The sequence below is a fragment of the Rhodoferax sp. OV413 genome (assembly GCF_945881795.1).
Classification (GTDB): Bacteria; Pseudomonadota; Gammaproteobacteria; order Burkholderiales; family Burkholderiaceae_C; genus Allorhodoferax.
In genome coordinates this window covers 18,925-31,831 of record NZ_CAMCVG010000017.1, presented here as the reverse complement: position 1 = coordinate 31,831, position 12,907 = coordinate 18,925, and the positions used below count along the sequence as shown (strand labels likewise).

Sequence of the window (12,907 nt, the reverse complement as noted above, 5' to 3'; positions counted from 1 at the left end):
AACGGCAAGCCTGTGAATTGCAGGTTCGCGCCATCGGTGATGGTGTCGCCCAGCTGCACGCCGCCGTGGGTGGTGAAGCCAATGATGTCGCCCGCATAAGCTTCGTCCACCGCTTCACGCCGTTGCGAGAGGAAGGTGACCACGCTGGTCGGGCGCAGTTCTTTGGCGGTGCGCTGCACCTTGAGCTTCATGCCGGGCGTGTATTTGCCCGACGCCATGCGCACAAAGGCGATGCGGTCGCGGTGGTTGGCGTCCATATTGGCCTGCACCTTGAAGACCACGCCGCTGAAGGCATCGTCCTCGGGCTGCACTTCCTTGACCACCGGCTGCCGGTTCACCAGCGTGGTACTGATGCGCTTTTGCGGCGCGGGGGCCAGGTCGACCAGCGCGTCCAGCACCTCCATCACCCCGAAGTTGTTGACCCCGGAGCCAAAGAACACCGGCGTTTGCTTGCCGGCCAGAAAGGCCTCGTGGTCCCAGGCTGGGGAGGCGCCGGTTGCGAGTTCCATGCTCTCGACCGCGGTGTCCCACTCATGACCGAAGCGGGCCTGCAGGGCCGCGGGTTCAGTCAGGGGCATGGCGTCGAAGTCTTGCGGGCGGCGTTCGCTGCCCGATTCAAACACCGTCATGGCCTGGGTGCGCAAATTGATGATGCCGCCGAACAGCTTGCCCTGACCCACCGGCCAGGTCATGGGCACGCAGGGCATGCCCAGCTCGCGCTCGATTTCGTCCAGGATGTCCAGCGGCTCGCGCACTTCGCGGTCCATTTTGTTCACGAAGGTGATGATGGGCGTATCGCGTTGGCGGCACACCTCAATCAGGCGGCGGGTCTGGGCTTCCACACCGTTGGCTGCGTCAATCACCATCAGCGCCGAGTCCACCGCGGTGAGCACGCGGTAGGTGTCCTCGCTGAAGTCTTTGTGGCCGGGGGTGTCCAGCAGGTTGACCACATGGTCGCGGTAGGACATCTGCATGACCGAAGAGGCCACCGAGATGCCGCGCTGCTTTTCAATTTCCATCCAGTCGGAGGTGGCGTGGCGGCTGGCCTTGCGCGCTTTCACCGAGCCGGCAATCTGAATCGCGCCCGAGAACAGCAGCAGCTTTTCGGTGAGCGTGGTTTTACCGGCGTCGGGGTGGGAAATGATCGCGAAGGTGCGACGGCGGCGTGTTTCGTTGGCGAAGGACAAGGTGCAATCCAAAAGTGACGACGCCGACAGGGCGAGCCCGCGATTTTAGTTGCGTGCGGTTAAGGGTCCGGAGCTTCGTCCGGCGCCCGCACAATTTCGGCGATTAGGGAAACTACCAATTGGCCTCAAAAACGTTTTTGGGACAATCAAAAACGTTTTTGGAAGCCGGTCAAGTTGCAAATCGGCTTCGCTGTCTAGGAGTGTTTCCCATGAGTCAGTCGGATGTTCGCTTGCGTGAGATCCAGAAGAGCTACGGCAAGGTGCATGTCATTCATGGCGTGGACCTGGACATTGAGCCCGGCGAATTCACCGTGTTTGTGGGCCCCTCTGGCTGTGGCAAGACCACCCTGCTGCGCATGATTGCCGGTCTGGAAGATATCTCCGGCGGTACCCTGCAAATCGGTGGCGAGGCGGTCAATGATTTGCCACCCAGCCAGCGGGGTGTGGCTATGGTGTTTCAGAGCTATGCGCTTTACCCGCACAAAACCGTGTATGACAACATGGCCTTCGCGCTGAAGATTGCCAAAATTCCCAAAGTAGAGATTGAGTCGCGGGTGAACGCCGCGGCAGACATCCTGCAATTGCGTGACTACCTGCAACGCCTACCGAAGGCGCTGTCGGGCGGGCAACGGCAGCGGGTGGCTATTGGCCGTGCGATCGTGCGCAACCCCAAAGTCTTTTTGTTTGATGAACCGTTGTCCAATCTGGATGCGGCTTTGCGGACCAAGATGCGGGTGGAATTGGCGACCCTGCACCGCCGCTTGGGAGCCACCATGATTTACGTGACCCACGATCAGGTGGAGGCAATGACCCTGGCCGACAAAATTGTGGTTCTCAACAAAGGTCGCGTGGAGCAGGTGGGTAAGCCGCTGGAGCTTTACAACAAGCCCGCCAGTCAATTTGTGGCCGGCTTCATTGGTTCGCCGCAGATGAATTTTTTGGGCGGCGTTTTGGCCGAGCGTCACGGGGTTGCCACCGTCGGGCTGCGCCCTGAGCACCTGAAGGTATCGGCAGATGGCCCCATCCAGGGTACTTTGAAGCACGCCGAGCAGCTCGGCAACGAGACCTTTGCCTATGTGAACGCAGGCGCTTTGGGTGAAATTACCGCCCGCATGGACGGCACACTGGGTTTGGAGCCCGGTGCGACCATCGCGCTGGGCTTTGCCCCCGAACACTTGTACAAGTTCGACGCCACGGGCCGGCGAGTGGACTGAGTATTCCGATTTTTTAAGCGTTGCGGATGGGCCGCGGCGCACCACGAGGAGAAGACGATGATGAAGTTGACCGTGATTGCCGGGGCATCCGCTCTGGTGTTGGGTGCAGTTGCCGCTCCGGCGATGGCTGCAGATTACAAAGGGCCAGACCTCAAGGGTGAAGTCATCACCATGACCTGCCCATGGACAGGCGCAGAAGAAGGCAGCCTGAAAAAAGTGATTGCCGGCTTCGAAAAAGCCACCGGCGCCACCGTGAAGCCTTCCTGCTCGCAAAGCTCTGAGCAACAGATCGTGATCGATATCAAGGCCGGTTCGCCCTCCAACATTTCGGTGTTCCCACAGCCTGGTTTGGCGGCAAATATGGCCGCTATCGGCGGCCTGAGCCCTCTGGGTACCAAGGCCCAAGAGTGGGTCAAGAAGAACTATGCCGCTGGCAGCTCCTGGGCTGACCTGGGTACCTACGCGAACAAGGCCGGCAAGAAAGAGTTCTACGGCATGTTCTACAACGTGAACGTGAAGAGCTTGGTCTGGTACATCCCTGAGAACTTCAAGGAAAAGGGCTACAAAGTTCCCAAAACCATGGAAGAGCTGCAGGCCTTGACCAAGAAGATCGCAGCCGATGGCGGCAAGCCATGGTGTATCGGTTTGGGTTCGGATGCTGCCACCGGCTGGCCCGCAACCGATTGGGTCGAAGATTTCATGCTGCGCACGCAGACTCCGGATGTCTATGACGGTTGGGTGAACAACACGGTCAAGTTCAACGACAAGCGTGTAATTGAAGCGATTGAAGCCTATGGCTGGTTCGCCAAGAACGATGCCTATGTGGATGGCGGCGCCAAGGCCGTGGCCACAGTGAGCTTCAAAGACAGCCCCAAGGGTCTGTTCGGCTCCCCACCCAAGTGCTACATGCACCGTCAAGCTTCTTTCATCCCCGCGTTCTTCCCAGAAGGCAAGTCTGACGAAGCTGACTTCTTCTACTTCCCGTCTTTCAGCAGCAAGAAGCTGGGCAACCCTGTTCTTGGCGGCGGCACCATCATGACCATCACCAAGGACAGCAAGGGTGCCCGTGCTTTCATGGACTACCTGCAACATCCCCAAGCGCATGAAATCTGGATGGCCGAAGGCGGCTTCCTGACGCCGCACAAGGGTGTTGATCTGGCCAAGTACAAGACTCCTGCGCTGAAGAAGCAAGGCGAAATCTTGCTGAACGCCACTACCTTCCGCTTCGACGGCTCTGACCTGATGCCCGGCGCTGTAGGAGCGGGCAGCTTCTGGAAGGGCATGGTCAATTACTCCGGTGGCGCGTCCGCCAAGGAAGTGGCTGACGGAATCCAAAAGAGCTGGGACGCCATCAAGTAATTGCGTCTTTGCAACAAGTGCGCGCTGTCTAACCTGATCTGACCACCATGAACGATTCCATCCTTCAAACGATAAGCGCTGTGGTGGTCAGTATTGCGTTTTGCTTGCTGTACTTTGCGGGCAGCAATCTCCTGCTGGACCGGCTGGCCGAGGCATCTTCGGCCAGCAGGCTTCGCAAGGAAAATATCAAGTCGAGCATTCGGCCTTGGCTGTTTTTGGCGCCGGCTTTGCTTTTGCTTGGCGTTTATTTGTTCTATCCGTTGTTTGAAACATTCCGCCTGAGCTTTTTTGATGCGACGGGCGAAACATTTGTCGGTCTGTCCAATTACCACTGGGTATTTGCCGACCAGAATTTCTTAATCACCATTCGCAACAACTTCTTGTGGTTGCTGGTGGTCCCGGCCACCGCCACAGTTTTCGGGCTGGTCGTCGCGGTACTGGCTGACCGCGTATGGTGGGGTAACTTTGCCAAGTCTATGGTGTTCATGCCGATGGCCATCAGCTTTGTGGGCGCCAGTGTGATCTGGAAGTTCGTATTCGACTTTCGTGGCCCCGACGCCGACCAGATCGGCATCCTGAACGCCATGGCGATGGGTCTGGGAATGAAGCCGCAGGCCTGGGTGACGATTCCGTTGTGGAATAACTTCTTCCTGATGGCCATCCTGATCTGGATTCAGACTGGCTTTGCCATGGTCATTTTGTCGGCCGCGTTGCGCGGAGTTCCGCAGGACACGATTGAGGCCGCTCGTATTGACGGGGCCACTGAGCTACAGATTTTTTTCGAGATCATGGTGCCACAGGTGATGTCTACGATTCTGGTTGTGTGGACCACCATCACCATCACCGTACTCAAGGTGTTTGACGTGGTGATGGCCATGACGGGCGGGCAGTGGGACACCAGCGTCTTGGCGAATTTAATGTACGACTGGATGTTCCGTGGCGGCGGCGACTACGGCCGCAGTTCCACCCTGGCCATGGTGCTCATGTTTGCGGTGGTGCCGGTCATGATCTTCAACATCCGCCGCTTTCGCACCGAGGAAGCCCAGCGATGAAAAAATACTTCTCTATCCCCGCAATCCTCGCGCAGCTGATATTGCTGCTGATTGTGGCGACCTGGGTGATGCCCACCTTTGGCCTGCTGGTGTCAAGCTTCCGGGACAAAGAGCAACTGATCTCCAGCGGCTGGTGGACCGCCATGTCGGAGCAAAAGCGAGCCGATATGCGACGCACCGGCGGCGCTCAAAGCGTGGTGAAGCAGGGCGACAAGTATGTAATCAATGGCCGACTTTTTGCCGAGGGCGCTCAGGTCCGCATCACACATTTTTCGCTCAGATCCTCCAAGCCCGATGAATTTGTCACAGGGGTTCGTGTGGACGTACCGGACGGGCAGATTTTTGACGAAGAAGACGGCGTGGCCGACGGTACCTTGGTCGTTCAGCCCGACAGCAGCTACCGGTTGGAGTTGAGCGCGCCCTATGAGAAAGACAAAGGTATTCGCATTTTTTATGTGGCCGAGACACCGCCTTCCTTCAGCACCCAAAACTACGCCAAGGTGTTTGCCTCCGAGGGCGTGGGGCAGGCATTTTTGAATACCTTTAAGGTCACCATCCCCGCCACTTTTATTCCCATTCTGATTGCAGCATTTGCAGCCTATGCCTTTAGTTGGATGCAGTTCCCTGGGCGAAAGTGGCTGTTTATTGTGGTGGTTGGTTTGCTGGTGGTGCCGTTGCAGATGTCGCTGATTCCGCTGTTACGCCTTTACAACCAGTTGGGCGCCGGTTTGGGCATCGAATCAAAGTCTTTCCTTGGCGTCTGGTTGGCGCACTCGGCCTTTGGTTTGCCCCTGGCGATCTACCTGCTGCGTAACTACATCGCCGCGCTGCCGCGTGACATTATTGAGAGCGCGCGCATGGACGGTGCCTCGCACTACCAAATATTTACCAGCATCGTCCTGCCACTGTCCTTGCCGGCGCTTGCGAGTTTTGCCATCTTCCAGTTTCTGTGGGTCTGGAACGATTTTTTGGTGGCTTTGGTGTTCTTGGGCAAGGCTCCGGAGCATGTGGTGCTCACCATCAAGCTCAACGATTTGCTGGGCTCCCGCGGCGAGAGCTGGGAGATCTTGACTGCCAGTGCCTTCGTGTCAATTGTCGTGCCGGTGCTGGTGTTCTTTTCTTTGCAGCGCTTCTTTGTTCGCGGACTCTTGTCCGGATCAGTGAAGGGCGGCTGAAAGATTTGCCGCCATGGACTTAAGCCCGCAACCAGCCTTGCAGCATCAAGGCACTGCGCTTCGGAGTCCGCTTCTGGGTTGCAAAGTCCACATGCACGATACCGAATCGCTGGCTGTACCCATGCGCCCATTCAAAGTTGTCCAACAGGCTCCAAACGTAGTAGCCGCGGATGTCGACACCAGCGCTCCGCAGACGGGCGACTTCGGCGAAGTGTGCGCGCAGGTAATCACAGCGCATGCCGTCATCGACAGAACCGTGGGCCACTTCAGTGTTGTCGGCCGCGCCGTTTTCGGTGATCCAAAGAGCGGGCAGAGGCCACTGTGCGAGCAGATTCTGAACGACTCTCGTCAGGCCTTCGGGGTAAATTTCCCATCCAATGTCGGTCAATGGTTTGGGTTCTTGGGGGGGCACAAAGGTGTATCCACGCTCTTTGTCTCGAACCGATTGAGGCGCCTGGGCGATGGATCGGGTGTAGTAGTTCAGTCCCATGAAGTCCAGTTGTTGTGCACAGATAGCGGTATCGCCGGCGTGTCTGACGTGCGCGTGAGGGCCAATTTGGTGGATGAGTTCTTCGGGCCACTCCTGTCCGAACAAGGGATTCAAGAAGCAGTCATTGCGCTCCAATTCCGCCATACGGGCCGCCTGTGCATCACCACCGTCCGGCGTGGCAGGGTCGCACAACTCGGGGTTGAGCACGATGCCCAGCATCGTGTCACTGCGTACTGCGCGCCAGGCCTGCAGGCCCAAGCCATGCGCCAGCATCAGGTGGTGCGCCGCTACCAGCGATTGAGCGCGGTCTTGCACGCCCGGCGCAAAGACACCAAGGTCGTAGCCGAGAAAGGCCGAGCACCATGGCTCATTCAAGGTAGCCACGCGGGGCAAGCGGTCGCCCAGATGCCGCGCAATCAACTCGGCGTAGTCTGCAAATCGGTAAGCGGTCTCGCGGTTGAGCCAGCCGCCGCTCAGGTGCGCGGGCAGATCCCAATGAAACAGGGTGGCGTTGGGCGTAATGCCGTGGTGCTCCAGTGCATCGAGCAATCGCTTGTAGAAGTCCAGACCGGCGGCGTTAAGTGTGTTGTCGGCGCGGGTGATGCGAGGCCATGCGATCGAAAAGCGGTAGTGGCGCAGGCCCAAGTCGGCCATCAGCTTCACATCGTCGGCAAATCGGTGGAAGTGATCGCAAGCCACGCTTCCATCGTTGCCATCGCGAATGCGGCCGGACTCGGCGCAGAAGCTGTCCCAGATGCTGGGTACCTTGCCATTGGCCGTGCTGGCCCCCTCAATCTGAAAAGCAGAAGTGGCACAGCCCCATTCAAAACGTGCGGGCGACAGCAGGGGATCCAGGCTTTGCATTCGATTCGTCCTTTTCGGCAGACTGCCATTGTCCAGTGATTTTTCATTCGTAGTTTTCAATTCATTGAGGTAAACCAAGCATGCAAGTTCAAAAAGCACCCAACGACAACTGGTGGCGCGGCGGGGTGATTTATCAGATTTATCCACGCAGCTTTGCAGATAGCAATGGCGACGGCATTGGCGATCTGCCTGGTATTACCGCGCATCTCGACTATGTGGCTAGTCTGGGGGTGGACGGTATTTGGCTGTCCCCCTTTTTCACAAGTCCCATGAAAGACTTCGGTTACGACGTGAGCGACTACTGCGACGTGGACCCGATGTTCGGCAGCCTCGCAGACTTCAAAGCCCTGATAGCGCGCGCGCATGAACTGGGTTTGAAGGTCATGATTGATCAGGTGCTGTCCCACAGTTCAGACCAGCACCCTTGGTTTGTGGAGAGTCGCTCCAGCACCACCAACGCCAAGTCCGACTGGTACGTCTGGGCCGATGCCAAAGATGACGGCAATCCGCCCAACAACTGGTTGTCGATTTTTGGCGGTAGCGCCTGGCAGTGGGATACCCGTCGATGCCAGTACTACATGCATAACTTTCTCACCAGCCAGCCGGACCTGAACTTTCATAACCCGCAAGTGCAAACCGCTTTGCTGGAGACCGTCAAATTTTGGTTGGACCTCGGCGTGGACGGCTACCGGCTCGACACGGTGAATTTCTATGTGCACGACGCCCAACTGCGCAACAACCCGCCCCGCGGCCGGCCTGATGGCACAGATGCAGCGGTCACAGCAGTGAACCCTTATGGCTGGCAATGGCACAAATACGACAAGAGCCAGCCCGAGAATCTCGAGTTTTTGCGTAAGCTGCGCGCGATGCTGGATCAGTACCCCAACACAGCCATGGTTGGTGAGATCGGCGACGACGATGGTTTAGCTTGCCTCGCCGAGTACACCCGTGGTGGGGACAAGCTGCACATGGCTTACTGCTTCGACCTGTTGGGGCCAGAGCACTCTGCCCCCTACCTGCACGGCGTCATCAGCCGCTTTGAAAGCATCTCAGAGGGGGGCTGGCCTTGCTGGGCGCTGTCAAACCACGATGTGGTGCGCGTGGCAAGCCGATGGGGGGGCAGCGCGCATGATCTGGCCAAGTTGAAGCTCGCTGCTGCCATGCAACTGAGTTTGCGTGGTTCCTCCTGTATCTACCAAGGCGATGAGCTCGGTTTGCCCGAAGCTGAGATCGCTTTCGAGGACATTCAAGATCCGTATGGCATCACGATGTGGCCCGAGTTCAAGGGAAGGGATGGATGCCGCACGCCTATGCCGTGGGATGGCAAAGCTGCAGACCTCGGTTTTGCGCCTGCCGGCGCGACCCAGTCCAAGCCGTGGTTGCCGGTCGCCGAATCTCAGAGGGCGCTTGCGGTGAGCGAGCAAGACGGAGTGAAGGACTCACTTCTGACCTATTACCGCCAAATTTTGCAGTGGCGTAAAACCCAGCCGGCGATCCAGCGCGGAGACTTGCAACTATTGCCGGTGTCAGACCTCGTGTTTGCTTTTGTGCGGGGTTTTGAGGGTGCGCGCGTTTTGTGTGCATTCAACTTCAGCGCCACAGCCACCCGCTACGCGCTCCCTGCCGATCTTCATGGGGCCCAGGCTTTGGAGGGCAGCGGCTTGAGCGGCGGGACCCTGCAAGCAGACTCCTTGGAATTGGCACCATGGGGTGGGCTGTTCGCCCGCTTGGGCTAGAGTACGTTTGCCTCCGTTACCTCCGTTACCTCCGTTACCTCCGTTAGTCCGCTCCGCTGCCATGAACATCAAGACCCTCGCCAAGGAGCTCGGACTTTCGACGTCGACAGTCAGCCGGGCGCTGAACGGGTATCAGGACGTGAACCCTACGACACGAGAGCGTGTGGAGCAAGCGGCGAAAGCCCACGGGTACCGCGCCAACGCGGGTGCCCGAAGGTTGGTGCGCGGGCGATCGGAGGCGGTAGGCATTGTCTATTCGGCAGCGGTCGAGAATTTGGGTAATCCTCAGTTCTTGGACATGGCCGACGGGCTTGCGGAGCGACTGGAGCGCGAGCATCAGGATTTGCTTCTGGCCGTGGCAAAGAACGAGACAGAGCTGGAAATTTATGAGCGCCTGTTCCGCAGCGGGCGAGTGGACGCAGTCATCGTGCCCAACACCCGCGTGCGGGATGCGCGAGTGGATTTTTTGCTACATCACAACTACCCGTTTGTGGCCTACGGCCGCACTGCCGACTGCGCGCAGTTTTCCTGGCTGGACTTTGACAATGATCTTGGCAGCCAACTGGCCGTCGAGCACTTGGTAGCGTTGGGCCACGCGCGAATTGCTTACGTGCATGCGCCGCTGGCGCTGAACTTCGCCTACCAGCGCCATCGCGGTTACATGCGCACCCTGCAAGCAGCGGGGCTGGAATGCCTGCCTGGCTATTGCATAGGTGGGGTAAACGACCGACGCAGCGGCTTGCAGGCGGCGGCCCAGTTGCTCGCTCTCACGCCACGCCCAACGGCCGTGCTGGTGGATAACAACCTAGGCGGTGTGGGCCTGATTCGCGGGTTGATGGATGCAGGTGTCCGGGTGGGCAAGGATATTTCTGTAGCGGTGCACGGCGATATTCCGCAAGACACCCTGCTCACCGGCCTGAACGTCACCACCGTCACCCAGCCCACCCCGCAGGCTACCGGCTTTGCGTTGGCTGACGTGGTTATGCAAGTGCTGCACAAACCGGAAGACGGTCCGTATCAGCTCCTTCGGCAGCCCGCTTTGCAGCTTGGTACCAGCACGGGCCGCGCGGTTTGACCCCGGGTGGCGCTGCGGCAATGCGCCTGTAGGTAGAATCTTGACATTCCGAGGAGCGTTGCAGCCCGTGAGTCGTCTGATCAGGCGCCGCGAGTGAGGCTCGGAAAACACGGTGCGCCACGCAACGTGCCCCCCAACGGCGCTCACCCACTGGAACATGTGCGGTGAGTTGCCTCCCAAACTTCCCCCGCATGCGCCAGTGGACACGCAAATCCTGATGCAAAACTACGTTTGGAGTTCACCATGAGCGCTGTATTGAAATTCGCCAAGCCTTCCAAGGCTCCCAAAGCCGTGAAGGCCGTCAAACCCGTCAAGGCGCCCCATGTGCTTGCCGTGGCCGCTGAAGACTACAAAATTGCCGACCTGAGCCTGGCTGACTGGGGCCGCAAAGAGCTGACCATTGCCGAGACCGAAATGCCCGGACTGATGGCCATCCGTGAAGAGTTCGCCAAGGCGCAGCCCCTTAAGGGCGCGCGCATCACCGGTTCGCTGCACATGACGATTCAGACCGGCGTGCTGGTCGAGACCCTGCAAGCCTTGGGCGCTGAAGTGCGCTGGGCTTCGTGCAACATCTTCTCCACCCAAGACCATGCCGCAGCAGCCTTGGTCGCCAAGGGCACGCCTGTGTTCGCCCACAAGGGTGAGTCGTTGGAAGAGTACTGGGACTTTACCCACCGCATTTTTGAATTCGGCGGCAAAAAGGGCACCGCCGCCGAAGGCCCCAACATGATCCTCGACGATGGCGGCGATGCCACCTTGTTGATGCATCTGGGCGCCAAGGCTGAGAAGGACATCAAAGTGCTGGCCAAGCCCGGCAGCGAAGAAGAGATTTGCCTCTTCAACGCCATCAAGGCCAAGCTGGCGGTGGACCCCACCTGGTACAGCCGTCGCCTAAAGAACATCATCGGCGTGACCGAAGAAACCACCACCGGCGTGCTGCGCTTGAACGAAATGTCGGTCAAGGGCACATTGGCCTTCCGCGCCATTAACGTCAATGACTCGGTGACCAAAAGCAAGTTCGACAACCTCTACGGCTGCCGCGAATCGTTGGTGGACGCCATCAAGCGCGCTACCGACGTGATGATTGCCGGCAAAGTGGCCGTGGTGGCAGGTTATGGCGACGTGGGCAAGGGCTCCGCCCAGGCGCTGCGCGCTCTGAGCGCCCAGGTGTGGGTGACTGAGATTGACCCCATCAACGCCCTGCAAGCCGCTATGGAAGGCTACAAGGTCGTGACCATGGAATACGCTGCCGACAAGGCCGACATTTTTGTGTCCGCCACCGGCAACAAAAATGTGATCACCTACGCCCACATGGACGCCATGAAGGATCAGGCCATCGTCTGCAACATCGGCCACTTTGACAACGAAATCGATGTTGTCTCGCTCGAGAAGCTGAAGTGGGAAGAGATCAAGCCCCAGGTGGACCATGTGATCTTCCCCGCCAAGGGCAAGAAGCCTTCCAAGCGCATCATCCTGCTGGCCAAGGGCCGTCTGGTGAACCTGGGCTGCGGCACCGGCCACCCCAGTTTTGTCATGTCGTCCAGCTTCGCGAACCAAACCATCGCGCAGATCGAACTGTTCACCAAGCCCAAGGACTACAAGGCCGGCAAGGTCTATGTGTTGCCCAAGCACTTGGACGAAAAAGTGGCGCGCCTGCACCTGAAGAAGGTCGGCGCCATGCTGAGCGAGCTCAGTGAAGAGCAGGCGGCCTACATCGGCGTGAGCAAGTCGGGCCCGTACAAGGCCGACACCTACCGCTACTAAGGTGGACATGGCGCGCACCAAGGACCGCGATGCGGATTGACCAACTCTTGGTGCAGCGCGGGCTGGCAAGCACCCGCTCTCAGGCCCAGCGCCTGATTGCGGATGGCGTGGAATGGCTGAAGCTGGAAACCGCCGGCCAAGCCTGGAGGCGCGTGGCCAAAAACGGCGACGAAGTGCCTGACGGCGCCGAGGTTCGCCTGCTGGACGATTCCGAGGCGCGCTATGTGTCGCGCGGCGGGCTGAAGCTGGAGGCGGCCCTGCGCCAGGCGGGCCTGTCGGTGGCCGGCCTGCGGTGTGTGGACGTGGGTCAGAGCACCGGCGGCTTCACCGATTGCTTGTTGCAGGCCGGCGCTTTGGCGGTGGTGGGGGTGGACGTGGGCAGTGCCCAGTTGCACCCCTCGCTGCGCGACGATGCGCGGGTGCTGTGCGTCGAAGGCGTCAACGCCCGAACCCTATCTGCTACCGATTTGATAGCTGCTTACGCAGACAGCACGGGCGAAAACGGCCAATTTGATGAAGAATCAGACGTTGAGTACAAGGTGGTGGGCGTGGACGCCTGGGGCCACGATATCGACGACGACATGGGCGACGACGATGCGCCTTCGGATGATGGCGAATCGATGAATGCTGAATCGGATGAGCAGGGCGACACAGAGCCGCAACTGCCGCCTGAGTTTGCCCCGCCGTTTGATGTGCTGGTGGCGGACTTGTCGTTTATCTCGCAGACCCTGGTGCTGCCGTCGGCGGTGGCACTTCTGAAGGCGGGTGGCGTGATGCTCACGCTGGTGAAACCTCAATTTGAGCTGCAGCCCGGCCAGGTGGGCAAGGGCGGCATCGTCAAAGACCCGGACATGTACCCCATCGTGGAGCAGCGGCTGCGTGAGACCTGCGCCGAGCTGGGCTTGACCGTGACGCACTGGTTCGACTCCGCCATCGAAGGCGGCGACGGCAACCGTGAATTCTTTATTTGTGCCCGCAAGGCGGGCTGAGT

10 protein-coding genes and 1 riboswitch are annotated in these 12,907 nt (G+C 59.1%); of the genes, 8 read left to right on the top strand and 2 right to left on the bottom strand.

The window, feature by feature from the left end; translation table 11 throughout:
- A partial coding sequence (locus Q0O05_RS03975) for a peptide chain release factor 3 (protein WP_293660598.1) occupies positions 1-1,187 on the bottom strand: 1,187 nt, incomplete at its 3' end.
- A gap of 209 nt (positions 1,188-1,396) precedes the next feature.
- On the opposite strand from Q0O05_RS03975, the gene Q0O05_RS03970 reads away from it, so the two are divergent.
- Genes Q0O05_RS03970 through Q0O05_RS03955 form a run of 4 tightly spaced genes read left to right on the top strand, consistent with a single transcriptional unit; the run spans position 1,397 to position 5,987 of the window.
- On the top strand, positions 1,397-2,401 hold the full coding sequence (locus Q0O05_RS03970) for an ATP-binding cassette domain-containing protein (protein ID WP_293660597.1): 1,005 nt from the start codon (positions 1,397-1,399) through the stop codon (positions 2,399-2,401).
- Between the two features lie 57 nt (positions 2,402-2,458).
- Positions 2,459-3,760 carry an ABC transporter substrate-binding protein gene (locus Q0O05_RS03965; RefSeq protein WP_293660596.1) on the top strand — a complete coding sequence of 434 codons (1,302 nt, stop codon included), beginning with the start codon at positions 2,459-2,461 and terminating at the stop codon, positions 3,758-3,760.
- Positions 3,761-3,807: 47 nt separating this feature from the next.
- Positions 3,808-4,812, top strand: coding sequence for a sugar ABC transporter permease (locus tag Q0O05_RS03960; protein ID WP_293660595.1), 1,005 nt, complete (start codon positions 3,808-3,810; stop codon positions 4,810-4,812).
- Positions 4,809-5,987, top strand: a complete 1,179-nt coding sequence (locus Q0O05_RS03955; RefSeq protein ID WP_293660594.1) for a carbohydrate ABC transporter permease — start codon at positions 4,809-4,811, stop codon at positions 5,985-5,987. Before Q0O05_RS03960 ends, Q0O05_RS03955 begins: the two co-directional genes overlap by 4 nt.
- 19 nt (positions 5,988-6,006) lie before the next feature.
- On the opposite strand, the gene Q0O05_RS03950 is transcribed toward Q0O05_RS03955, so the two are convergent.
- Positions 6,007-7,341: a GH1 family beta-glucosidase gene (locus Q0O05_RS03950; RefSeq protein ID WP_293660593.1), complete on the bottom strand. Its 1,335-nt coding sequence runs from the start codon at positions 7,339-7,341 to the stop codon at positions 6,007-6,009.
- Positions 7,342-7,421: 80 nt separating this feature from the next.
- On the opposite strand from Q0O05_RS03950, the gene Q0O05_RS03945 reads away from it, so the two are divergent.
- From Q0O05_RS03945 to Q0O05_RS03930, 4 genes are all read left to right on the top strand, one after another.
- Positions 7,422-9,077 (top strand): alpha-glucosidase, encoded by a 1,656-nt coding sequence (locus tag Q0O05_RS03945; protein ID WP_293660592.1) that lies wholly within the window; start codon positions 7,422-7,424, stop codon positions 9,075-9,077.
- A gap of 61 nt (positions 9,078-9,138) precedes the next feature.
- The gene (locus Q0O05_RS03940) at positions 9,139-10,152 is read left to right on the top strand and encodes a substrate-binding domain-containing protein (protein WP_293660591.1); all 1,014 of its coding nucleotides are present in this window, start codon (positions 9,139-9,141) and stop codon (positions 10,150-10,152) included.
- Between the two features lie 44 nt (positions 10,153-10,196).
- Positions 10,197-10,304, top strand: a riboswitch (S-adenosyl-L-homocysteine riboswitch).
- A 91-nt stretch (positions 10,305-10,395) separates the two neighbouring features.
- The gene (ahcY, locus tag Q0O05_RS03935; RefSeq protein ID WP_293660590.1) at positions 10,396-11,916 is read left to right on the top strand and encodes an adenosylhomocysteinase; all 1,521 of its coding nucleotides are present in this window, start codon (positions 10,396-10,398) and stop codon (positions 11,914-11,916) included.
- Between the two features lie 29 nt (positions 11,917-11,945).
- Entirely contained in the window at positions 11,946-12,905 is a 960-nt protein-coding gene (locus Q0O05_RS03930) for a TlyA family RNA methyltransferase (RefSeq protein ID WP_293660589.1), read from the top strand.
- Positions 12,906-12,907: the final 2 nt, after the last annotated feature.

Bases quoted from the DNA above. Each gene is read 5' to 3' on its own strand.
- Q0O05_RS03970 (WP_293660597.1), top strand. From the start codon at position 1,397: ATGAGTCAGTCGGATGTTCGCTTGCGTGAGATCCAGAAGAGCTACGGC.
- Q0O05_RS03965 (WP_293660596.1), top strand. From the start codon at position 2,459: ATGATGAAGTTGACCGTGATTGCCGGGGCATCCGCTCTGGTGTTGGGT.
- Q0O05_RS03960 (WP_293660595.1), top strand. From the start codon at position 3,808: ATGAACGATTCCATCCTTCAAACGATAAGCGCTGTGGTGGTCAGTATT.
- Q0O05_RS03955 (WP_293660594.1), top strand. From the start codon at position 4,809: ATGAAAAAATACTTCTCTATCCCCGCAATCCTCGCGCAGCTGATATTG.
- Q0O05_RS03950 (WP_293660593.1), bottom strand. From the start codon at position 7,341: ATGCAAAGCCTGGATCCCCTGCTGTCGCCCGCACGTTTTGAATGGGGC.
- Q0O05_RS03945 (WP_293660592.1), top strand. From the start codon at position 7,422: ATGCAAGTTCAAAAAGCACCCAACGACAACTGGTGGCGCGGCGGGGTG.
- Q0O05_RS03940 (WP_293660591.1), top strand. From the start codon at position 9,139: ATGAACATCAAGACCCTCGCCAAGGAGCTCGGACTTTCGACGTCGACA.
- ahcY (WP_293660590.1), top strand. From the start codon at position 10,396: ATGAGCGCTGTATTGAAATTCGCCAAGCCTTCCAAGGCTCCCAAAGCC.
- Q0O05_RS03930 (WP_293660589.1), top strand. From the start codon at position 11,946: ATGCGGATTGACCAACTCTTGGTGCAGCGCGGGCTGGCAAGCACCCGC.